Source organism: Pseudomonas sp. FG13, from assembly GCF_057809755.1.
Genome location: NZ_JBMDKO010000018.1, coordinates 12,357 through 34,484 on the forward strand (window position 1 = coordinate 12,357; position 22,128 = coordinate 34,484).

Here is a 22,128-nt window from a genome sequence, read left to right on the forward strand (position 1 = left end):
ATCTTTCTAGTTCGAAGGCACGCAATCCCGTCTACCTCACCTCAACAATATCCAAAGCCCGATTCGCCAACAGTTCACTCAACTCAATCACCTGCTGAATCCCCAGCGCAACATGCCGCCGCGAACCCTCAAGGTCAAACGCCAAATCACTGATCATGGCATTCGCTGACGCCAGGTTTTCACTGAGGTTGGCAAGCAAACACTCAGAGTCCACATCAGGCGCGATGATGAAGAGAGTGTGTGTGTCGGACGTTTCTTTCTCAGGCGTGGGTTTCAGATAGAAATCCAGAGCTCGCGTAGCAGCGTCATCGAGTTTTTTGTTACGGGCTGACTGGACGCGTGATGCGGGTTCGTCTGTGGCTGGAGGGTTCGGTGTAATTTTGGCCATCTACTTAGGTTCCTGTAAGTAATGCTGGCACCACCTCGCGACTAAACGAGAGGGCGGCAGCTGTACGCAGGTTAGTCGACCGGTGAACCTAAGAATCCCGGCGCGCCCGAGGGCGCCCTGCGTACAGCCACCATCAATACAGGAACAGCAAAGCCTGTCCAACAGGGACTTGATACGCCTTAGGTTGAGGCGGGCGACTAAACCCGATCACTGATGAGCAGTGACAGGACTCAAGCTACCGACGTGGCCCAAAGCGCACAAGCCGGCGGATTCTGGCGTAGTTGTAGGCAATGGCGCAAGGCGATGTCGGCAAGGGGTTAGAACCGCAAGCTGTCAGGAAAATCCCATCCGCTAGGGATGCAGCTCAAACCACTGCACCCACATACTCGGTAGGCTCAGCCTCAACTAAATACAAACTCCCCCCAGGCACTTCCTTCGCATGATGCTTAGCCTGCGAAGCCAGTTCCGCCAACTGGCTCGCATCCAGCTCCCCGCAAACCTCTGAGCGCAGATGCACCACGCCAATCGATAGCGACAACAACGCAAATTCCTGTCGAATCCCCTGCCGGTTCAACGCCGTAAAGCACCCAGCCTCCAGATGCTCAGGACGATAGAACCGGCGGCAATGGGTCTGGAAGTCGCTCAGCAGCTGGTTCAGGCGCTTGCGCCAGTCTTCCGGGCCGAGGACCAGCAGGAAGTCGTCGCCGCCGATGTGGCCCACGAAGTCGCGGCTGGGGTCGATGCGTTCGTTCAGGCATTGGGCCAGGCACAGCAGGACTTCGTCGCCGCGACCGTAGCCATAGATGTCGTTGAAGGGTTTGAAGCTGTCGATGTCGACGTAGCAGATCACCGCTTCCTGTCGCTGTTGCAGCAGACGGGTCAGGCACTGCTGGATCGGTACGTTGCCCGGCAGCAGGGTCAGCGGGTTGGCATAGCGGGCCTGTTGGATCTTCAGTTCGGTGATGAGCTTGAGCACGTCGATCACCCGGCCCAGCCCCAGGTAGTGACCGTTGAGGGTGATGATGAAGTCTTCTTCGATGCGCTGGCGGGCGCGGCTGGTGATGAGGCGGCTGACTTGTTGCAGCGATTGGCTCAGTTCCACGGCCAGGAAATCATCGCTCATCAGGCGGCTGATGGGTTTGCGGGCGAACAGGTCGGTGGCGAAGGGTTTGAGCAAGGCGTCCGAGAGTGAATGGCGGTGGACGATGCCGCAGGGGCGGTTCTGATTGTCCAGCACGGCCAGGGAATTGAGGTTGGCCTGGCGCCGAAAAGCGTCCAGGACCCGTGCCGTAGGGGTGTCATGGGGCATGGCTGGTTGCTCGTTGAGCAGGGCGCTGAGGTCGTTGATTTCATCGCTCAGCGGCACCGTGCCGCTGTCCTGCCTGGGCATCAGCGCCTTGGCATCCCGTGATGGCTGTTCCTGAGGGCGGGCAAGCAGGTATCCCTGGACCAGATCGACGCCCATTTCCATCAGCACCGCCAGTTCTTCCGGCAGTTCGATGCCCTCGGCAATCACTTGGGAGCGGGACGTCCGGGCGATCTTCAGGATCGAGCCGACAAACTCGCGCTTGAGGGCGTCCTGGTGAATGCCGTCGATGAAGTGGCGGTCGATCTTCACGTAATCGGGCCGCAATTCGGACCACAGCCGCAGGCTCGAATAACCAGCGCCAAGATCGTCCAGGGCAATGGAGAAGCCCATGGCCCGGTAATGATGCAGCGCGTTCTGCAGAAGCTGGAAATCATCGATCGGGGTTTGTTCGGTCAGCTCGATGACCACCTGGCTGGGCGGGATGCCGAAGTCCTGCAGCAGTTGCAAGGTGCGTCCGGTCTGGTGCGCCGACTCCAGCAGCGACTCGGGCGAGACATTGAGAAACAGCTTGCCCGGCAATTTTTGCTCGTTGAAGCGTTGGCAGGCGCTGCGTCGGCAGGCCAGTTCCAGTTCACTGAGGCGTCCGGCCTGGCGGGCCACGGAGAGCAAGGCGATGGGAGAGTGCAGCGGGCTGTTGGACGGCCCGCGGGTCAAGGCTTCGTAACCCAGGATGCGTCGTTCGGACAGGCATACGATCGGTTGGAACAGACTGTGCAAACCGCTTTGAGCCAGGATTGAACTCAAGGCACTCAGCTGTTCGGTCGTGGTCATGGCGATCTCTGGCGATAAAAAAAGGACCGGGCACCTTGGTGGGGTGCCCAGTCCTATATTTCACGACAGACTGATGTCAGTTTGATGACAGTCCGACGAGAGTCACCATTAAATGGCCATCATCCTTGCTTGGCGACCGCTGTATTGAGTTTCAGGTAATCCAGCAGGATTCGCCCGGTCTCGCTCAGGTACGCATCGTCTTCCGGCTTGGTCTTTTCCGGTTCGGTGATCAGGTCTTCGTCTTCTTTCTTCAGTTCCTTGAGCGGCTCTTCGCCCTTGGCCTTGCGACGCAGGTTTTCCATCGCCAGTTGCTTGGCCTCGATGTCGGCATGCTGGGCGCGACGGTCGGCTTCGTTGAGGCTGACGGTTTTCTCCAGCATCAATTTCTGCGCCAGGGCCAGCTTGTCACGGATGAACACGAACTCGGCATCCTGAGAGGTGCGGTTGTCGTGGTCGGACTTGAGCTGGGCCAGGAACGGTTTGAACGGGTCCACCGCCGGTTTGATCGCTGGCCGGATGGTGTCCCACGGCATGGCTTCGGGCAGGGCGCTTTCGCCGATTTCCTTGGTGTCGATGATCGACGGGTAATCGATGTCAGGCAGCACGCCCTGGTGCTGGGTGCTCTGGCCGGACACCCGGTAGAACTTGGCCAGGGTCAGCTTCAGTTCGCCATGGTTCAGCGGTTGGATGGTCTGCACGGTGCCTTTGCCGAACGTCTGGCCACCGATGATCAACGCCCGGTGATAGTCCTGCATGGCGCCGGCAAAAATCTCCGAGGCCGAGGCCGACAGGCGGTTGACCAGCAAGGCCATCGGCCCTTTGTAGAACGCGCCCGGGTTCTCGTCTTCGAGTACGTCCACCCGGCCATCGGCGTTGCGCACCAGCACGGTAGGGCCCTTGTCGATGAACAGGCTGGTCAGTTCGGTGGCTTCCTGCAAGGAGCCGCCGCCGTTGTTGCGCAAGTCGATGACGACGCCGTCGACCTTGTCCTTCTGCAGCTCGGTCAGCAGCTTCTTGACGTCGCGGGTGGTGCTCTTGTAGTCCGGATCCCCGGCGCGGAACGCCTTGAAGTCCAGGTAGAAGGCCGGGATCTCGATGACGCCGAGCTTGTAATCCTTGCCATCCTGTTTCAGGTTGAGGATCGATTTCTTCGCGGCCTGTTCTTCCAGTTTCACCGCTTCGCGGGTGATGGACACGATCTTGCTGGTCTGGTCGTTCGGCGCATTGCTGGCCGGAATGACTTCCAGGCGCACCACCGAGCCTTTCGGGCCTCGGATCAGCTTGACCACTTCGTCCAGACGCCAGCCGACCACGTCGACCATTTCCTTGTTGCCTTGGGCGACACCGATGATCTTGTCCGCCGGGCTGACCTGCTTGGTCTTGTCGGCAGGGCCCGCCGGTACCAGGCGCACGATCTTCACCTGGTCGTTGTCGCTCTGCAGGACCGCGCCGATGCCTTCCAGGGACAGGCTCATGTTGATGTCGAAGTTCTCCGCGTTATCCGGCGACAGATAATTGGTGTGCGGGTCGTAGGACATGGCGAAGGTGTTGATGTACGCCTGGAAAACGTCTTCGGCGCGAGTCTGGTCCAGGCGGGCCAACTGGTTCTTGTAGCGCTTGGTCAGGGTTTCCTGGATCTGCTTGGAATCCTTGCCGGCGATTTTCATGCGCAGCACCTCGTCCTTGACGCGTTTGCGCCACAGGTCATCGAGTTCGGCTGTGCTCTTGAGCCAAGGGGCGTCCTTGCGGTCGACCAGCAGGGTTTCCTTGGCATTGAAGTCGATCTTGTCGACGCCTTTGTTCAGCTCGGCAATGGCGTAATCCAGGCGCGCCTTCACGCGGTCCAGGTAACGCTTGTAGATGACGAACCCGGCGTTGAGGTCGCCGCTCTTGAGGAAGTCGTCGAACTGGGTCTTCCACTTGTCGAATTCAGCGATATCGCTGGCCATGAAATAGCTGCGCGACGGATCAAGCAGCTTCAGGTAGCTGTCATAGATGATGACCGAGCGCGCGTCATCGAGCGGTGGCTTGCTGTAGTGGTGGCGCTTTAGCAACTCAACGACGTTAAGGCTGGCAATCACCTCGTCGCGATCAGGTTGAAGCTTGTCCCAGCTGTTGGCTGCGAACGTATCGCTCGACAGGGGTAACAGACCGAGGCCAATGACAAGCGCGAGGGCGGTACTGGGGAACAGGTGCTTCATACTGATTCGACGCAGGGACAATTGATAACGCATATTAGGCCGTCTTTGAAGTCGCCGGTTCCATGTGGCCCGGGCGCATAATGCAAGAAAGCCCGGCGTTACAGCAGCGGGCCCAGTCGAGACTCACTATGGAGGCACCGTGAAAGCATTGCAAGGCGTTGAAGGCCAAGTGGTATGGGCTGATGAGCCAAGTCCGACATGCGACGTAGGGCAAGTTCGCATTCGTGTGGCGGCTGCCGGCCTGAATCGGGCCGATTTGTTGCAGAAAGCCGGACTTTATCCGCCGCCTCCCGGGGCCAGTCACGTGCTGGGCTTGGAGTGTTCCGGGATCATCAGCGAAGTTGGGCCGGGCTCGGCCTGGCAGGTGGGCGACCGCGTGTGTGCCTTGCTCGCCGGCGGTGGCATGGCCGAGGAGGTGGTGGTCGATGCCCGGCATGTGCTGCCGGTGCCCGAGGGCCTGTCCTTGGCTGAAGCCGCCGCGCTGCCTGAGGTCTACAGCACCGCGTGGCTGAATCTGTTCCAGTTGGCAGGCCTCAAGCCGGGGGAAAAAGTGCTGCTGCACGCCGGAGCCAGTGGCGTCGGTTCCGCTGCAATCCAACTGTGCAAGGCGTTTGGCAACCCATGCTGGGTCAGTGTCGGTTCTGCCGATCGGCTGGCTTATTGCGAGGCGCTGGGCGCCCAGGGCGGGGTTGTGCGGGCGGACGACATCGAGCGCTTGAACGACTTCGCGCCCTTCGACGTGATCCTCGATCCGGTGGGCGCCAGCTACGCCAGACTCAACGTGAAACTTTTGTCAGTTGACGGGCGTTGGGTGTTGATCGGGCTGATGGGCGGACGGGAAAGCCACCTGGACCTGGCGAAGATCCTCGCCAAGCGTATCCAGTTGCTGGGTTCGACCCTGCGCAGTCGCGACGATCAATTCAAGGCCGATCTGCTGCGGGAGCTGGGTGAACATGTCTGGCCGTTATTCACCGAGAAACGCCTGAGCCCACAGTTGGCCGCGACATTCCCGATCCAGGAAGCCGAGGCGGCGTTCGCCGAGCTGGCGACCAACCAGGTATCAGGAAAATTGGTGCTGGTGATTGATGAAAGCCTGAACTGAGTGGACCCGTGGAGCGACAGTGGGGCCTGTGGGAGCCGAGCTTGCTCGCGATTGCGTCGGATCAGTTTGCAGCGTAGTTGACTGACCCACCGCCATCGCGAGCAAGCTCGGCTCCCACAAGTATGGGTGCCCGAACATTGCTTTCATGAACCCGCGAAAACCTGTGGGAGCGAGCCTGCTCGCGATGGCGGCACCACAGACAACATCGTGCAAGCTGACCCACCGCTATCGTGAGCAAGCTCGGCTCCCACAAGGTTTCAATGTCCGGGCATTGGTCCGAACCGTCATTCCTGCCTGACAGTAGACGTTACCTGCTGTCCGCCGGTTAATACCTTCATGGTTGTAGATCCACGCCCCCTCTGCGGCGAAATTCGCGACGTCAGCGTATTGCCGTGAACAAGCCATTGTTCTGTATTCCCCCGTACAGGTCAGTTTGATTTCACTCACTAGATGGATATACACCCTGTCAGGTCTGCCAGTAGACGGCGTGAAGACAGCCGCTCTAGATTTGCCTCGAGAGCCATAGAGGTCTCTCTGATAGTTTCCCTGACAGAAGAGGTGTTGTGATGGCCAAACAAGAGATCCGCCTGTCCAAAGAAGATATTGACGGCGACAGCTCACCCGATATTCTCGTGGAGTTCTATAAAGACGAGGCGCTACAGTTCGCGACTTTTATCTCCGCTTCAAAAACGAACGGTGCCTACGATACCGTCAACGTCAAGACTGATACCGATGCTGATGGCGATATGGACGTGCAGGACGAAAATGCCCTGCTGGAACTGGCCAAGGCCTTTTCCGTGTTCGGGTAGTGTGGGGGGATGTCTGCTTACGCCGCACTACGGACATTAATGTTCGCACGCTCCCTTATCTGCTTGGAGTCGATCTGGGCACAAGTGCCATCGGACACTTCGGAACAAGGAGTCAATCCGCGCCAGCAGACAGTCATGGCACGCTTCCCTGTGGCGAGGGAGCTTGTTCTCACTGGAGTGCGAAGCGCTCAAAAAAAGCGGGCTGCTGCGCACTCAAGCGGGAGCAAGCACCCTCGTCACAAGGGCCTGTATTCCATTCATTGAACCGGTAATTGCTCGAACTGTCATTCCTGACAGTAGGCAACCCCTGACTTTCGCGCCTTTAATCGAACCCGGTACCGCCTTGAGTGGAGTCCAGCCATGTTGGTCTCAACAACAACGAAAAAAATACTTCCCATCGCCTTTGGCATTGCACTGTTGCTGGGATGCAACGCGACTTCACAACATGCACAACAGCTGAATACCAATAATGCTGACGAAGTAGGCAGGCAGACAGCGATCAATCTGACCGCCCGTTATTATAAAAAAGTGGCCGATTGCGGTCCCACCTCGCCGGCGTACCTGTGTTCGGGAGTTTTGTTCAGAGGAACACAGCCATCCGCCTCATATTATTTCTGGAACCCCAGCCATTTTTCAGTGGCAAGCGGCGGCGTATCTTTCTCGTACTTGAGGGAAGATTCGAAGTACATCTCCTTGACCTATGGCTATAACAACGGCTTCATTTTTCACGCTTACAATGATTCCAAACAGGCGCTCAAGCCAGAAATCCTGTGTTCGTTTCCCGTGGACGGTTGGACGTTCGAAAGAGACGACAAAGGTTGCGGCCAATACCAGACGTTTCCAGGCACAAGTCGGGAATGCCAGTCCCAGGGGATCACCACCGCCACCCAATGGCTGACGCACTTCCAGTCCGTTGCGTCGGCGCAACGGCCACACCATCAGTGCGGCTTCAATGTGCGTGCTTCACTCGGTACAGCTTCGGCGAGTGCATTCCACGCCAGCCTCGAGGCGCGAACGTTGGGTAATGGCGATCCGGCCATAGGCCCGGTCCAGAACGAAGTACGCGTGGCTACCTGGGCACAGAATGCAGGCCGTGACTTACCGATCGAAGCGCTTTTCTACACTGCTGGAGGATTGCTTGGTGCCCAGCAGTATCAGCGAGATTTTTACGCTGAAACCGACCGATGGCTGCCGATTATTCTCTTGACGTTACCCACGACAACGACGGGTGACGCGACATTCGTCTATCGCAGCGCTGACCAGGCATTTCTTCTTGGCGGGCCGCTGTCCATCGACCGCACGCCGTTGGCAGTGGATGGTTTCAGGATCTTCGCTTCCTGGCCCGCGACGGGAGCTGATGCTCCCGGTAACACAGTGACCCGCAGGGCAGCGGGTGGAACCCCGCCCTACCGGTACACGTCCAGCAATACCCAGGTGGCGACGGTCACGGCCAACGGCCAGGTGACAGGGTTCAGACGGGGTAATGCGGTGATCACCGTATCTGATTCGAGCACGCCGGCGCAGTCAGCAACGTATACGGCCCAAGTCAGCAATACTTGGTTGCTGGGGATCGTGGTGCCCGGCACCTTCACGAGTCTGGCGGCTTTTCATCAATGGCTGAGAACCGTCGGCGGATACCTGATCAACAGCAGTGGGCAGCTCCAGACGCTGGAGAGCCTGTATGCCCGGCCTTTCCCGCTGCCTCGCGGCAGGTATTGGCTCGGTGAGCATGGCGGCATTTGTCCGGCGGGTTACTACACCTACTACCACGCCGAAAATACCCATGGAATCGCCTGTGCATTACCTGGCGAAAGCAGCGTGAGCGGTGCGCTGTATGTCGTGCCTTATTGAGCAGATGCCAATGAAGGCCGCTGCTCTGGGCTCTCCCGGCGAACGTCGGCTTATTTCCAGCTGTGAATCGGCCACCCCGCCAATTCGGCATGGGCCTTCAACACCGGATCCGGGTTCACCACATGGGGATAGTCCACCCGTTGCAACAGCGGCAGATCATTGCGTGAATCAGAGTAGAAGCTCGCCCCCTCCAGGTTTTCTTCCTCGGCGTCCAGCCAGTCCAGCAACCGGGCGATCTTGCCTTCACGGTAGGTCAGGGTGCCCACGGTCTTGCCGCTGTAGGCCCCATGGGCCACTTCAAGCTCGATCGCCAGGATCTCATCGATGCCCAGGCGCTCGGCAATCGGCCCCACCAGATGCGTGCCCGAAGCCGAGATCACCAGGATCCGGTCGCCGGCCTTGCGGTGTTCGGCGATGGCCTTGGTGGCGTCGCTGAAGATGATCGGTTCGATGAAGTCCTCCACCCAGGGCATCACCAGGTGTTCGACTTCTTCCGGTGTGCGGCCGATCATCGGTTCCAGGCTGAAGTCCATGTACTCTTCCATGCGCAGCTTGCCGTGGCTGTAGGCGTCCATCAGCTCGTTGTTGCGACGCATGAACGACTCGGGATCGACCCAGCCCAGACGCCCCATCTGCTCGCTCCAGAGGGTGGCGCAGTCGCCGTGGATCAGGGTTTCGTCCAGATCAAAAATTGCCAGGGCCATCAGTGCGTTTCCCTTCTCAATATCAGCTTCAAAATCAACACAGCCATCAGGCTACCTCACACAGGGCCGACGGATCGATGGAAAGCGCCAGGCGGGCGCCATCGGGATGCAGGTCGGCCGCCGAACGGTTGAGCACGTCTACCACCAGTTCCACGCCGCGGGCTTCGACCCGATAGCGGATCACGTTGCCTAGCAGGCTGTGGCTGCGGATCAGCGCATCCGGTTCGCCGTTGCGACTCAGCTCGATGGCTTCCGGGCGGATGGCGATACGACTGTTCACCGGCCGTTGCAGCAGTCGGGTGGCGCTGTCGGCGTCCAGCAGGTTGTAGTTGCCGATGAAGCCGGCTGCGAAAACGTCGACCGGCGCAGTGTAAAGGGTTTCGGCATCGCCGCTCTGTACGATCTTTCCCTGGTTCATCAGGAAAATCCGGTCAGACATGGTCAGGGCTTCTTCCTGATCGTGCGTGACGAAAATCGTGGTCAGGCCCAACTCGCGTTGGATCTGTCGGATCTGTTCGCGCAGGTGTTTGCGAATCCGCGCATCCAGGGCTGACAGCGGCTCGTCCAGCAGCAACAGGCGCGGCCGGGTCACCAGGGAGCGGGCGAGGGCAACGCGCTGGCACTGGCCACCGGAGAGTTGATGGGGGTAGCGGGTGGCGAACTCGTGCAGTTCCACCAGGCGCAGGATCTCCTGCACGCGCTGGCGGCTATCTTCGGCCTGGATCTTTTGCATGCGCAGGCCGAAGGCGACGTTCTGTTCAACGGTCATGTTGGGGAACAGGGCGTAACTCTGGAACACCATGCCGATGCCGCGTTTTTGCGGGCTCAGGGGGACGATGTCCTGGCCGTCCAGCAGGATCTTGCCGGCATCCACCGCCGTCAGTCCGGCAATGCAGCGCAACAGCGTGGATTTGCCACAGCCGGAAGGGCCGAGGAGGGTGACGAATTCACCCTTGCCGATTTCGCAATTGATGTCGCTGAACACCGGCGTGCCCGCGTAGCCTTTTTGCAGGTGTTGGACGCTGACGTAGCTCATTGGCTTTTGTCCTTGTTCAGAATGTTCGCCGCCCAGGTCAGGACCAGTACGAAGAAGAAGTAGGAAATCACCAGGGCACTGGTGAAGTGGCCGCTGCTGTTGCGCATGTTGTTCAGGTAGACCTGCAGGGTTTCATAGCGGGTGCCCACCAGGATGTTGGCGAACACGAACTCACCGAACAGGAAGGAGAAGGACAGCAGCAGCGCCACCATCAGGCCCTTGCGCAAGTTGGGCAGCACCACCAGCAAGGCCGCCTGGAAGGTGCTGGCACCGAGCAGCTGCGCGGCGTCCATCAGGTCGCGCAGGTTGATGGCCTGCAGGTTGTTGGTGATCGCGCGGTACATGAACGGCAGGGCAACGGTGAAGTAGCAGCCGATCAGGATCCACGGCGTCCCCACCATTGCCAGCGGGCCGGAACCATAGAGTTGCAGCAGTCCTACCGACGACACCACCGGCGGCACCGCGAAGGGCAGCAGGATGAGGATGTTCATCAGTGCGTCGAGTTTCGGGAAGTGGTAATGCACCACGAACAACAGTGGCAGGATCAGCACCACCGAGAGCACCAGCGCGCCGACGCAGACGATCAGCGACTGGCCGAAGGCGCTGAGGAAGCGTGGGTCGCTCCACAGTTGCACGTACCATTTGAAGGTAAAGCCTGCGGGTAGCACGGTGGCCGACCAACTGCTGGCGATGGAATAGATCAGCGTGCCGGCCAGGGGCAACAGCAGTATGGCGAACAGCAGGTACACCACGGCCCGATGATAGAGGCCGACAGGGCTCGATTCAGCGCGAGACATGGTAGCTCCTCTTGAGCAGTAGCTGATGGACGACGGTCACCAGGGTCATCAACGCCACCAGCACCACGGCCAGGGCGCTGGCCATGTTCGGGTCGAGGGAGATGTCGCCGGAAACCATGGCGGCGATACGAATCGGCAGCACGTTGAAATTGCCGGTGGTCAGCGCGTACACCGTGGCGTAGGCACCCAGGGCGTTGGCCAGCAGGATCACGAAGGTACCCAGCAGCGCCGGGGTCAGCACCGGTAGACCGATGTGCCGCCAGAACTGCCAGCCGTTGGCGCCCAGCAGCGCGGCGGACTCGCGCCAGTCTTCGCGCAGCGCGTCGAAGGCCGGATAGAGCAGCAGCACGCCCAGAGGAATCTGGAAGTAGGTGTAGAGGATGATCAACCCGGTTTTCGAGTACAGGTTGAAGTCTTCGATGATCCCCGCCTGCTTGAGCATGAGGGTGATGCTGCCGTTGAACCCCAGCAGAATGATGAAGGCGAACGCCAGGGGTACGCCGGCGAAGTTGCTGGTCATGTTGGCGAAAGCATTGACGAAGTTGCGCAGCTTCGAATCGACCCGGCGCAGTGAGTAGCTGCCGAGCACTGCGATGATGATCCCGAACACACTGGACCAGAAGCTGATTTCCAGGCTGTGCTGGATCGCTTGCAGGTAGAACTTCGAACTGAAGATCTTGCTGAAGTTGGCCAGGCCCCAACCGAACTCTTCCGACTCCAGGCTGTTGACCAGCACCCAGAGCAGCGGGGCGATCTGGAACACGATGAAGAAAATCGCGAAGGGCACCAGGCACAACGCTGCCAGCCATTTGCCGCGCGTCATGGCATTCACTTGAGCAACTCCTGGCAATAGGGTTTGTCGTGAGCAACACCGAGCAACTGGCAGAGGGTGCCGCACAGTTCGGTCTGCCGGGGATTCGCGGCGGGGTCGAGGCTGAAGCTGTCCCCAAACACGAACAGCGGCACCTCCCGTTCTTCGGCCAACAGGCCGTTGTGAGAGCGATCGTTGCTCATGCCGTGATCGGACGTCACCAGCACCTGATAACCGCCATCGAGCCAGGCTTGCAGGTAGACCGCGAGGTTGATGTCGGCCGAGCGGGCGCTGTTGCGGTATTGCGGGGTGTCGAGGCCATGCTTGTGGCCGGCATCGTCGATATTCATCGGATGCACCAGCAAAAAGTTCGGCGTGTAGCGCTGACGCAAATGTTCGGCGTCGGCGAACAGATGGGAATCGGGATAGTGGTCATTCCAGTAGAAATGTCCGTACTGGATCGGCAGCTCGGGGTTGTCGGTATGACGATCCCGCCCAGCCACGAACGGTGAGGTGTTGTAGAGCTCGCTGACCCAATGGTACGCCGCGGCAGCCGTGCTCAAGCCGCCTTCGGTGGCGTAGTGGAAAACGCTACGCTGGTTCGACAGGCGCGAGACGTTGTTGTGCACGATACCGCTGTCGATGGGCGCGACGCCGGTGAGGATGCATTCATAGAGCGGGCGGGACAGGGCCGGCAGTTCACATTCCAGTTTGTAGAGAGCCGCGCGTCCTGCGCTGACGTAAGCCTGCAAATGTCCCATGGCATGCCGGGCGACTTCGTAATTGAGGCCGTCTAGCACTACCAGGATGACGTTGTGCTTCATGGGAAAAAGGCTCCGCAGAGGCAGACCGAAAAGAAGATGCAAGTGTCAACGCGCTCAATGTGGGAGCCGAGCTTGCTCGCGATGAACGATGACACGGTCTTGAAGTTGCACCGCGGCGCCTGCATCGCGAGCAAGCTCGGCTCCCACAGAAAAGCTTGCTCCCACAAGATATCTCCAGCGGATATCCGAGCGGGAGCTACCGCCTCACTGCATATTGATGATCACTTCTTCCTGCCATTTCTGTGGCAGTGCCTTGGAGGTCTTCTCCCAGGCGTCCGCGTCCTTGATCGGGGTCACGCCTTTGTACTGCTCGTTCGGCAGCAGCTTGGCCTTGACCTCTTCCGGCAGTGTCAGGTGCTCGGCGCGGATCGGCCGGGCGTTGCCTTTGGCCAGGTTGATCTGGCCGGCGTCGCTGAAGATGTACTCGCGAGTGAGCTTGGCGGCATTCGGGTGCTTGGCGTATTTGTTGATGATGGTGGTGTAGCCGGAAATCACCGAGCCGTCGGACGGAATCAGCACGACGTAATCATCCGGGTTGGCCATCTTGGCCTTGTAGCTCAGGCCATTGAAGTCCCAGACCACACCGACTTCGACTTCACCTTTTTCCATGGTGGCGATGGTCGGGTTGGCCATGGACAGGCGTCCTTGCTTGGCGATCTCGGCGAACATCAACAGGGCCGGTTGCAGGTTCTTCTCGTTGCCACCGTTGGCCAGTGCCGCCGCCAGTACGCCATTGGCAGCCTGGGCCGCGGTGCTCACGTCACCGATGGATACCTTGTATTTGCCGGTTTTGAGATCAGCCCATTTGGTGGGCGCTTCGGAACCGTGCAGCAGCTTCTTGTTGACGATGAACGCGATGGTGCCGGTGTAGGCCAGGGCCCAGTTGCCGTCCTTGTCCTTGGCCCAGTCCGGAACCTGCTCCCAGGTGCTTGGCTTGTACGGTTGAACCACACCCTGCTTGACGGCAATCGGGCCGAACGCCGCGCCGACGTCGCCGATGTCGGCGCTGGCGTTGTCTTTCTCGGCTGCGAACTTGGCGATTTCCTGGGCCGAGCTCATGTCGGTGTCGACGTGTTTCAGCCCGTAGGTCTTGGCCAGGTCTTCCCAGGTGCCTTTCCAGTTCGCCCAGTCATCGGGCATCCCGACGCTGTTCACGGCACCTTCCGCTTTCGCAGCGGCTTCCAACGTTTTCAGATCGGTATCAGCGGCCATGGCGGCGGTGCACATGGCAATGGTCGAGCCTAACAGTGATGCCAGGAAAAGCTGTTTCATCCGAAGCTCCTATGGGCGTTTTCAACGCTGCGATTGCGGTTGTGTTGGCGGTTATGTTGGTCTAGGTCAGCAATACCTGAGCCAATGTAGGCGAGCCCTGTGACATTTTGATGTCGGTGGTGGATGCACCTACACCGATTCGGTTCGCGCGCAGTGGCTGATAGCTAAGCGTAGACCATGGTTAAACAGCTGATATGAAAGGGCTTGGCCGCAAATTTGCAGGTCTGCGGATCGACCGTTCGGCGGTTCTGTCATCTGCCAGTCATGTGCAGTGCCTAGGCTTGCAGGAACGAAAAGCGGCTCGATGCATGCGCCGATCCCGCCCCGAAACAGTGCTGGTCTAGTCCAGATAGGTAACGTTGATGCGCATTGAGACAACCAAAGCGGTGACAACCATCGGGCAGGTCCTGCAGGAGCAGCTTGACCATGGGTTGCTGGCCCCCGGCAGCAAGTTGCCGGCCGAGCGCAAGCTCAGTGAGTTGTTCGGGACCACGCGCATTACCGTGCGTGAAGCCCTGTTGCAGCTCGAAGCCCAAGGGCAGATCTATCGCGAGGAACGTCGGGGCTGGTTCGTCTCACCGCCACGCCTGGCCTATAACCTGATGCAGCGTAGCCATTTCCACGCCATGGTGAGGGCCCAGGGGCGGGTGCCTTCGACCCAGGTGATCTCGGCCCGTCTGCAACCGGCCTCGGCGGCGGTGTGTGCCTGGCTGCAATTGCCGGCGTTGTCGAGTGTGATCCAGATCTGCCGTGTGCGGCGTATCGACGAGCGGCTGGTGTTGTATGTCGAGCATTACCTGAACCCGCAGTATTTTCCCGACATCCTCGGATTCGATCTCAACCAGTCCATGACCGAGTTGTACGCCCGTCACTACGATCTGCACTACGGCCGGGTGAAATTCGAAATCGTACCCACGTCTCTACAGCCTGAAGCTGCGGCGGCGCTGAAGGTCTCGGTCGGCAGCCCCGGGTTGCGGATTGCGCGGGTCAATTATGACCAGCATCAACGGCTGATCGACTGTGACCTGGAGTTCTGGCGACACGATGCGATTCATGTCGGCGTGGACGTGCTGGAGGCGGCGTCAGAGTGACTCGTTGAGCTTGGTCATGATCCTGAACAGAACCGTGGCGAGGATCAGCAGCATGCCGATCCACATGGCGAAGACCCCGACATTCTTGTCGCGAAAATTGAAGCCGATGGTCAGCAGGATCATGCCGGCGAGGATGGGCACCAGCATGGCGTTGAAGATGGACGCGGGAATCATGGTGACGGCCTTGTCGGGGTGATAAGGTCAGTCTAGCTGGGGTTCTGCGGAGTCGGGATGACCTGTATCAAACGCTGTTGTGGCGAGGGGATTTATCCCCGCTGGGCTGCGCAGCAGCCCCAACGACAGCGACTCATTTTGGCCTGACACACCGCGCGGTTGGTTTAGGGCTGCTGCGCAGCCCAGCGGGGATAAATCCCCTCGCTACAGGGGATGGTGTCAGGGCAACTCACGACTGGCATAGAACGCGCTCAGCACTTTCACCAGGTGCGCCAGGTCATGGCTGCCGCACAGTTCACGGATCGAATGCATGGCGAAGGTCGGCAGGCCGATGTCCACGGTGCGTACGCCCAACTGGCTGGCGGTGATCGGGCCGATGGTCGAGCCGCAACCCATGTCGCTGCGCACCACGAAGCTCTGCACCGGCACTTCTTCGGCCATGCACAGATGGCGGAAGAAGCCGGCGGTTTCGCTGTTGGTGGCGTAACGCTGGTTGCTGTTGACCTTGATGACCGGCCCGGCGTTGAGTTTGGGACCGTGGTTGGCGTCATGCTTGTCGGCGTAGTTGGGGTGCACGCCGTGGGCGTTGTCCGCAGAAACCAACAGAGATTTCTGAATGGTCCGTACGAACTCTTCCCCTTCAGGCAGCAGGCGACGCAGGGTCTGTTCCAGCATCGGGCCGTCGGCGCCACAGGCCGAGCAGGAGCCCACTTCCTCGTGATCGTTGCACACCAGCACGCAGGTTTCTTCCGAGTCGGCGTTGAGCAAGGCTTGCAGGCCGGCGTAGCACGACAGCAGGTTGTCCAGGCGCGCGCCGGCAATGAAGTCGCCATGCAAGCCGATGATCGCCGCGCTCTGGGTGTCGTAGAAGCTCAGCTCGTAATCGAGCACCACGTCGGCGTTCAGGCCGTGTTCGCGGGCCAATTGGTCAGTGAGCACGGCACGGAAGTCGACGCGCTCGTCGCCGGCGAACTGGGCGAGGATTGGCGGCAGTTCGTTCTGCGGGTTGATGGCCCAACCCTGGTTGGCTTCGCGATTGAGGTGGATGGCCAGGTTTGGAATCGTGGCAATGGGCGCCTTGAAGTCGATCAGTTGGCTTTCGACCTTGCCGTCCCGGCGAAAGGTGACGCGTCCGGCCAGGGACAGGTCGCGGTCGAACCACGGCGCCAGCAGCGCGCCGCCGTACACTTCCACCCCCAGTTGCCAGAACCCGTGACGTTGCAGCTCAGGCTGGGGCTTGACCCGCAGGCAAGGGCTGTCGGTGTGGGCACCGACCAGGCGGATGCCGTCGTGCAGCGGCGCGTTGCGGCCCAGCTTGAAGGCAATGATCGAAGAGTCGTTGCGCGTGACGTAATAGCGACCGTTGGCCTCGGTGGCCCAGGTCTCGCGTTCGTCGAGGCGCTGATAACCCGCCGCCTCCAGGCGTTGGGCAAGGCTGGCGGTGGCATGGAACGGGGTAGGGGAGGCCTTGAGGAAATCGATCAGGCCCTGGTTCAACTCTGCGCGCATAAATAGCTCCAGACAGCAATGGGCGGAGTTTACCGTATTGGCTGTTGATAGGGAGAGGCTTGAAGTCTACGTTGGTTGTGCCGCCGTCATCGCGAGCAGGCTCGCTCCCACAGGGGATCTTCGTCGAACACAAACTCTGTGTTCAACGCCAATACCTGTGGGAGCGAGCCTGCTCGCGATGAGAGCACCGCAATCCTTCAGAACGGCGCCGGGCACTCGAAGCGCAGGCGCTCGCCGCTTTGCGGATGGGTGAAGCTGAGCATGCTGGCGTGCAGGCACAAGCGGGGCCAGGCCGCCAGGGCCTGTGGATGGGCATAGAGCCCGTCACCCAGCAGCGGATGGCCGATGGACAACATGTGCACACGCAACTGGTGCGAGCGTCCGGTGATGGGCGTCAGTTCGACCCGGCACCAATCGCCACAACGTTCCAGCACGCGCCAGAAAGTCAGGGCGTGCTTGCCGTGCTCATGGTCGACCACGTGACGAGGCTTGGTTGGCGGGTCGTAGCGCAGGGGCAGATCGATGCTACCGCTGTCCAGCTCCGGCTGACCCCAGCACAACGCGGTGTAGGCCTTTTCGGTTTCCCGGTCATGAAACTGCCGGGACAGTTCGCGATGGGTGTCCGGATCCCGGGCCAGCAGGATGATGCCGGACGTTTCCCAGTCCAATCGGTGCACGATTCGTGCTTCCGGGTAACCGTTTTCCTGCAGGCGGGTGATCAGGCAGTCCTTGTTGTCGTCGGCCCGGCCGGGCACCGACAGCAGCAGGGTCGGCTTGTCGACCACCAGGACGGCGGCGTCCTGATGAATGATGCGGATGTTGGAAAGGGGCATTGAAAACAGTCTCGGTACAAACGCCAACGGCGGCTCGGATCCATTCCCTGTGTGGGAGCGAGCCTGCTCGCGATTGCGGTGGTCCAGCTTGCATTGAAGCTGAAAGGTCCACCGTCATCGCGAGCAGGCTCGCTCCCACATAGGTTCAGGCCCGAGCCGCCGTGGCTCCAGCTGGATCGATCAGCGATCCGGCAGGGTGATATTGAGTTCCAGAATCGAGCAGCTACCCTGGCTTTCCAGTGCGACATGCACGTCATCGTTGCCGATGTTGACGTACTTGCGGATCACTTCGACCAGTTCCTTCTGCAAGGAGGGCAGGTAGTCCGGGGTGCTGCGTTGGCCGCGTTCGTGCGCCACGATGATCTGTAGACGCTCTTTCGCGACCGAGGCGGTACTGGGCTTTTTGTTGGCACGAAAGAAGTCAAAAAGGTTCATTACCTACCTCCAAACAGGCGCTCGAAGAATCCCTTCTTCTCGACGTTGAGGAACCGGTGTTCCAGGTCTTTGCCCAGCAGACGGTCAACGGTATCGCTGTAGGCCTGGCCGGCGTCGCTCTGGTCGTCGAGGATCACCGGAACGCCCTGGTTGGAGGCCTTGAGCACCGCCTGGGATTCCGGGATCACGCCGAGCAGGCGTACCGCGAGGATTTCCTTGACGTCTTCGACACCGAGCATTTCGCCCTTTTCCACGCGCTCCGGGTGGTAGCGGGTGATCAGCAGGTGTTCCTTGATCGGCTCCTCGCCCTTCTCGGCGCGACGGGATTTGCTCGCCAGCAGGCCCAGCATGCGGTCGGAGTCACGTACCGAGGACACTTCCGGGTTGGTCACGACAATCGCTTCGTCAGCGAAGTACATCGCCAGGTGGGCACCTTTTTCGATACCGGCCGGGGAGTCGCAGACCACGAACTCGAACTGTTCCTTGAGCTCCATCAGGACTTTTTCCACGCCTTCCTGGGTCAGCGCGTCTTTGTCGCGGGTCTGGCTGGCGGCCAGGACGTAGAGGTTCTCAAGGCGCTTGTCCTTGATCAGGGCCTGTTGCAGGTTCGCTTCGCCATTGACGACGTTGACGAAGTCATAGACCACGCGCCGCTCGCAACCCATGATCAGGTCGAGGTTACGCAGGCCGACGTCGAAGTCGACGATGACAGTCTTGTGGCCGCGCAACGCGAGACCGGTACCGATAGCGGCGCTGGTGGTGGTCTTACCCACACCACCCTTGCCGGATGTAACCACGAGAATCTTGGCCAAGGTGTTTCACCCCTAAGGAAAAAGGACGTTGTCAGTCCCTGAAAAACATCTCTTGAAAACTGCTGCAATTGGACAGGCTTGGCTGGAATAGGGTGCTGGGCCGGGTTTACCTCCGGTAAACGCTGCCTGATCCTTTTTCCTACGTCGTTTTAGCCGTTTTCGCTACGTTTTAGAGATGCTTGGAAAATGCGGCAGTATCCGTTAAAGCCGAATGATGTTCAACACGTCGCCCGACAGGCTGACCTGGACGCCAGCCCCCCACAGCGGGTCGCGGCGTAAATCCTCGGAAACCTTGTACTGCCCGGCGATGGAGAGCAGTTCAGCGCTCAATTGCTGACAGAAGATCCTGGCTTTCGTATCGCCCTTGACGCCGGCTAGTGCGCGGCCGCGCATCGGACCGTATACATGGATGTTGCCATCGGCCAGAAGTTCCGCCCCCGGGCTGACCGAGGACACTACTACCAGATCGCCACCCTGGGCATAAATCTGCTGTCCGCCGCGCACGGGCGAGGTAATCACGCGGGTCGGCTTGACCTCGGGCTGCGGTGGTTTTTCCGGTTTCTTTATCGCTTCGGCCGGCGCCGGCTCCAGCAAGCGCTCCCGGGCGCCGGATGGTGGTAGCACCGGAATGTCCACGGCGATGGCGGCGGCGATGTCCTCGATGCGGCTGGCACGGATAGCCAGGGTGCGCAGGCCGTGCTGGCGGCAAACGCGCATCAGCCCCGGCAGATCCACCGAGCCTTCGGTGGCTGGCAGCTTGTCCAGGGCCAGCACCAGCGGGGCATTGCTGAAGAAATTCGGCGCTTGGGCGACTTTGGCCGCGAGCTGCCGGTCAAGGCCCTCCAAGTCGTTACGGGCCAGCTCCAGCACCGTAATGGCGAGCATGCTGCCCTTCAGCTGGAACACGGGATCTTGGTCTAGCGGTTCGGTTTGGCTCATGGTCGGCGTACAACGGCTTGTCACTAAAAGTGCCGAGACTTATAACGAGATCGTCCGCGAGCCGCAAGCCGGGTCGAACGATGTAGAATGCGCGGCCCATGTCTTTATGGAAGCTGTAATGGATCGCCCGCGTTTTCGAAGTGCCTTTTTTCACCCGCGTTTCTGGCTGCTATGGTGCGGCCTGGGGCTGTTGTGGCTGATCGTTCAGTTGCCTTACCCGTTGCTGTTGCGGGTCGGTCGTGTCCTGGGGACGCTGATGTACCGGGTGGCCGGCGACCGACGGCGCATCGCCAGGCGCAACCTGGAGCTGTGTTTTCCACAAAAATCCGCGGCTGAACGCAAGCGTCTGCTCAAGGAAAACTTTGCTTCCACCGGTATCGCCTTCTTCGAAATGGCCATGAGCTGGTGGTGGTCGCGTTCGCGGCTGGCCAAGCTGGCTCATGTGGAAGGGCTGGAACATCTCAAGCAGGCCCAGCGCGAGGGCAAGGGCGTGATCCTGATGGCCCTGCATTTCACTACGCTGGAAATCGGCGCGGCCTTGCTCGGTCAGCAGCACACCATTGACGGCATGTACCGTGAGCACAAGAATCCGCTGTTCGACTACATCCAGCGCCGGGGCCGTGAACGGCACAACCTCGACTCCCTGGCGGTGGAGCGTGAAGATGTACGTGGCATGCTCAAGTTGCTGCGTGCCGGCCGGGCGATCTGGTATGCACCGGATCAGGATTACGGCGCCAAGCAAAGCGTGTTCGTGCCATTGTTCGGCATCCAGGCGGCGACGGTGACCGCTACCAGCAAGTTCGCCCGTCTCGGCAAGGCGTTGGTGGTGCCGTTCGTCCAGGAGCGCCTGGCCGATGGCAGCGGCTATCGCCTGGTGATCCAGGCGCCGTTGGAGGATTTTCCGGGTGAGACCGAGGAAGCCGATTGCATCCGCATCAATCGGTGGGTGGAGCAGTCGGTGAGCGACTGCCCCGAGCAATACCTCTGGGCCCACCGGCGCTTCAAGAGTCGCCCACCGGGCGAGCCGAAGCTGTACGACAAGCGCGGTTGAGCCAGTAGTTTCCATCCATGAGCACGGAGTGTTGCGATGATCCCAGCTGAACCGGTGACAGGTTTGATTCTTTCCGGCGGCGGGGCTCGGGCGGCGTATCAGGTGGGGGTGTTGGCGGCGATTGCCGAATTGTTGCCGGACGAGGCGCAGAACCCGTTTCAGGTGATCGTAGGAACCTCGGCCGGGGCGATCAATGCGGTCAGTCTGGCGAGCGGGGCGATGCACTTCAAGACGGCCATCGAGCGCTTGACCGCGTTCTGGCAGGCGGTGCGAAGCCATCAGGTCATGCGCAGCGACTGGTGGGGGGTCATTGCCCAGGCGAGACGTTTCCTTGGCCATAGCCTGCTGGGCCTGGGCGCCAGGTTGCCGGTGGCGCTGATCGACAGCTCCCCGCTGCGTGAGTTGCTTGAGGCACAGTTTCAGGCTTCGGGTATCGAGCAGGCTATCGCAGAGCACCAATTGCGTGCAGTGGCGGTGACTGCGTTCGGTTATGAGTCCGGCCAGGCCGTGACGTTCTACCAGGGGCGCGGGACCATTGACGCCTGGTTGCGGCACCGTCGGATCGGCGTGCCGACCGTGCTGTCGGTCGAGCATCTGATGGCCAGTTCGGCGATTCCCCTGCTGTTCGCGCCGGTCAAGATCGGCCCGCAGTATTTCGGCGACGGTGCGGTGCGCCAATCGGCGCCCATCAGCCCGGCGTTACACCTGGGTGCGAACCGGGTGCTGGTCATCGGCGTCAGCGGCAACCCCCGTGGACCCGCTGCGGTGGAGCCGGTGGCGCGCAGCTATACCGGTCTGCAACCGACCCTGGCGCAGATCGGCGGGCACTTGCTCAACAGTACCTTCATCGACAGTCTGGAAAGCGATATCGAGTTGCTTCAGCGTCTGAACGGGTTCAGTCATTTGCTGCCCGATGACGTGCCGGCCCACTCCCTGGGCGCGGCGCCGGTGGAGGTGCTGGTGATTTCGCCGAGCCAACCGATTGATGAAATTGCCGCCCGCCATCGCCAGGAACTGCCCCGTGCGCTGCGGTTATTCCTGCGCGGGCCAGGTGCGACCAAGACCAGCGGCGCCAGTGTGTTGAGCTATCTGCTGTTCGAGTCGGGGTATTGCAACGAACTGATCGAGCTGGGTCGCCAGGATGCGCTGGCCCAGCGCGATGAGCTGAGCCGGTTCCTGGGGTTGGCCCGAGGGTGATGCAAGCCGACCCGGCGCCATCGCGGGAAGGCTCGTTCCCACAAGGGATCTATGGCGAACGCGAAATCTCAACCACCCATAACCCCGTGGGAGCCGAGCTTGCTCGCGATGACGGCGGTACTCCAGCACTTACTCAGCCTGATCCATCGCTA

General features: G+C 60.3%; 21 protein-coding genes. 6 read left to right on the plus strand and 15 right to left on the minus strand.

Annotated elements, in window-relative coordinates:
- Positions 1–31 precede the first annotated feature (31 nt).
- The 3 genes from ACODTO_RS15930 to ACODTO_RS15940 all read right to left on the minus strand — a co-directional run bounded on the left by ACODTO_RS15930 (position 32) and on the right by ACODTO_RS15940 (position 4,729).
- A complete protein-coding gene (locus tag ACODTO_RS15930) occupies positions 32–388 on the minus strand; it encodes a DUF6124 family protein (RefSeq protein ID WP_265075248.1) in 357 nt (118 codons plus the stop codon).
- 364 nt (positions 389–752) lie between these two features.
- Positions 753–2,528 carry a bifunctional diguanylate cyclase/phosphodiesterase gene (locus ACODTO_RS15935; RefSeq protein ID WP_175363154.1) on the minus strand — a complete coding sequence of 592 codons (1,776 nt, stop codon included), beginning with the start codon at positions 2,526–2,528 and terminating at the stop codon, positions 753–755.
- Between the two features lie 119 nt (positions 2,529–2,647).
- Positions 2,648–4,729: a carboxy terminal-processing peptidase gene (locus ACODTO_RS15940; RefSeq protein WP_464711983.1), complete on the minus strand. Its 2,082-nt coding sequence runs from the start codon at positions 4,727–4,729 to the stop codon at positions 2,648–2,650.
- A gap of 139 nt (positions 4,730–4,868) precedes the next feature.
- Here ACODTO_RS15940 and ACODTO_RS15945 point away from each other — a divergent pair, with 139 nt between their 5' ends.
- The 3 genes from ACODTO_RS15945 (at position 4,869) to ACODTO_RS15955 (ending at position 8,491) form a co-directional block, all read left to right on the plus strand.
- Positions 4,869–5,831, plus strand: a complete 963-nt coding sequence (locus ACODTO_RS15945; RefSeq protein ID WP_024779619.1) for a zinc-binding dehydrogenase — start codon at positions 4,869–4,871, stop codon at positions 5,829–5,831.
- A gap of 566 nt (positions 5,832–6,397) precedes the next feature.
- Positions 6,398–6,640: a hypothetical protein gene (locus ACODTO_RS15950; protein WP_489106705.1), complete on the plus strand. Its 243-nt coding sequence runs from the start codon at positions 6,398–6,400 to the stop codon at positions 6,638–6,640.
- A 360-nt stretch (positions 6,641–7,000) separates the two neighbouring features.
- Positions 7,001–8,491: an immunoglobulin-like domain-containing protein gene (locus ACODTO_RS15955; RefSeq protein ID WP_489106706.1), complete on the plus strand. Its 1,491-nt coding sequence runs from the start codon at positions 7,001–7,003 to the stop codon at positions 8,489–8,491.
- Between the two features lie 50 nt (positions 8,492–8,541).
- On the opposite strand, the gene ACODTO_RS15960 is transcribed toward ACODTO_RS15955, so the two are convergent.
- The 6 genes from ACODTO_RS15960 to ACODTO_RS15985 all read right to left on the minus strand — a co-directional run bounded on the left by ACODTO_RS15960 (position 8,542) and on the right by ACODTO_RS15985 (position 13,935).
- Positions 8,542–9,195, minus strand: a complete 654-nt coding sequence (locus ACODTO_RS15960) for an HAD family hydrolase (protein WP_489106707.1) — start codon at positions 9,193–9,195, stop codon at positions 8,542–8,544.
- A gap of 46 nt (positions 9,196–9,241) precedes the next feature.
- Positions 9,242–10,231, minus strand: coding sequence for an ABC transporter ATP-binding protein (locus tag ACODTO_RS15965; RefSeq protein ID WP_489106708.1), 990 nt, complete (start codon positions 10,229–10,231; stop codon positions 9,242–9,244).
- Entirely contained in the window at positions 10,228–11,028 is an 801-nt protein-coding gene (locus ACODTO_RS15970) for an ABC transporter permease (protein WP_041021858.1), read from the minus strand. Before ACODTO_RS15970 ends, ACODTO_RS15965 begins: the two co-directional genes overlap by 4 nt.
- Entirely contained in the window at positions 11,015–11,851 is an 837-nt protein-coding gene (locus tag ACODTO_RS15975; RefSeq protein WP_162164414.1) for an ABC transporter permease, read from the minus strand. The genes ACODTO_RS15970 and ACODTO_RS15975 overlap by 14 nt, the downstream gene beginning before the upstream one ends.
- 5 nt (positions 11,852–11,856) lie before the next feature.
- Positions 11,857–12,663, minus strand: coding sequence for an alkaline phosphatase family protein (locus ACODTO_RS15980; protein ID WP_489106709.1), 807 nt, complete (start codon positions 12,661–12,663; stop codon positions 11,857–11,859).
- Positions 12,664–12,867: 204 nt separating this feature from the next.
- On the minus strand, positions 12,868–13,935 hold the full coding sequence (locus ACODTO_RS15985; protein ID WP_139648940.1) for an ABC transporter substrate-binding protein: 1,068 nt from the start codon (positions 13,933–13,935) through the stop codon (positions 12,868–12,870).
- Positions 13,936–14,297: 362 nt separating this feature from the next.
- Between ACODTO_RS15985 and ACODTO_RS15990 the strand changes: the two genes are divergently transcribed.
- Complete coding sequence (locus ACODTO_RS15990) at positions 14,298–15,026, plus strand: UTRA domain-containing protein (protein ID WP_489106710.1); 729 nt, start codon at positions 14,298–14,300, stop codon at positions 15,024–15,026.
- On the opposite strand, the gene ACODTO_RS15995 is transcribed toward ACODTO_RS15990, so the two are convergent.
- The 6 genes from ACODTO_RS15995 to minC all read right to left on the minus strand — a co-directional run bounded on the left by ACODTO_RS15995 (position 15,018) and on the right by minC (position 19,728).
- Complete coding sequence (locus ACODTO_RS15995; RefSeq protein ID WP_139648944.1) at positions 15,018–15,200, minus strand: hypothetical protein; 183 nt, start codon at positions 15,198–15,200, stop codon at positions 15,018–15,020. The two genes, ACODTO_RS15990 and ACODTO_RS15995, sit on opposite strands and share 9 nt — an antisense overlap.
- Before the next feature lie 219 nt (positions 15,201–15,419).
- Positions 15,420–16,709 (minus strand): M18 family aminopeptidase, encoded by a 1,290-nt coding sequence (locus tag ACODTO_RS16000; RefSeq protein ID WP_024779630.1) that lies wholly within the window; start codon positions 16,707–16,709, stop codon positions 15,420–15,422.
- A gap of 197 nt (positions 16,710–16,906) precedes the next feature.
- The gene (locus ACODTO_RS16005; protein WP_003204542.1) at positions 16,907–17,542 is read right to left on the minus strand and encodes an RluA family pseudouridine synthase; all 636 of its coding nucleotides are present in this window, start codon (positions 17,540–17,542) and stop codon (positions 16,907–16,909) included.
- A gap of 180 nt (positions 17,543–17,722) precedes the next feature.
- Entirely contained in the window at positions 17,723–17,977 is a 255-nt protein-coding gene (gene minE / locus ACODTO_RS16010; protein ID WP_007960071.1) for a cell division topological specificity factor MinE, read from the minus strand.
- A complete protein-coding gene (minD, locus tag ACODTO_RS16015) occupies positions 17,977–18,789 on the minus strand; it encodes a septum site-determining protein MinD (RefSeq protein WP_024779631.1) in 813 nt (270 codons plus the stop codon). The genes minE and minD overlap by 1 nt, the downstream gene beginning before the upstream one ends.
- 201 nt (positions 18,790–18,990) lie before the next feature.
- Positions 18,991–19,728 carry a septum site-determining protein MinC gene (gene minC / locus ACODTO_RS16020; RefSeq protein ID WP_175363156.1) on the minus strand — a complete coding sequence of 246 codons (738 nt, stop codon included), beginning with the start codon at positions 19,726–19,728 and terminating at the stop codon, positions 18,991–18,993.
- Positions 19,729–19,846: 118 nt separating this feature from the next.
- Between minC and ACODTO_RS16025 the strand changes: the two genes are divergently transcribed.
- Together ACODTO_RS16025 and ACODTO_RS16030 are read left to right on the plus strand one after the other, a co-directional pair.
- Entirely contained in the window at positions 19,847–20,779 is a 933-nt protein-coding gene (locus tag ACODTO_RS16025; RefSeq protein ID WP_489106711.1) for a lipid A biosynthesis lauroyl acyltransferase, read from the plus strand.
- Positions 20,780–20,815: 36 nt separating this feature from the next.
- On the plus strand, positions 20,816–21,976 hold the full coding sequence (locus ACODTO_RS16030) for a patatin-like phospholipase family protein (protein WP_139648948.1): 1,161 nt from the start codon (positions 20,816–20,818) through the stop codon (positions 21,974–21,976).
- Positions 21,977–22,128: the final 152 nt, after the last annotated feature.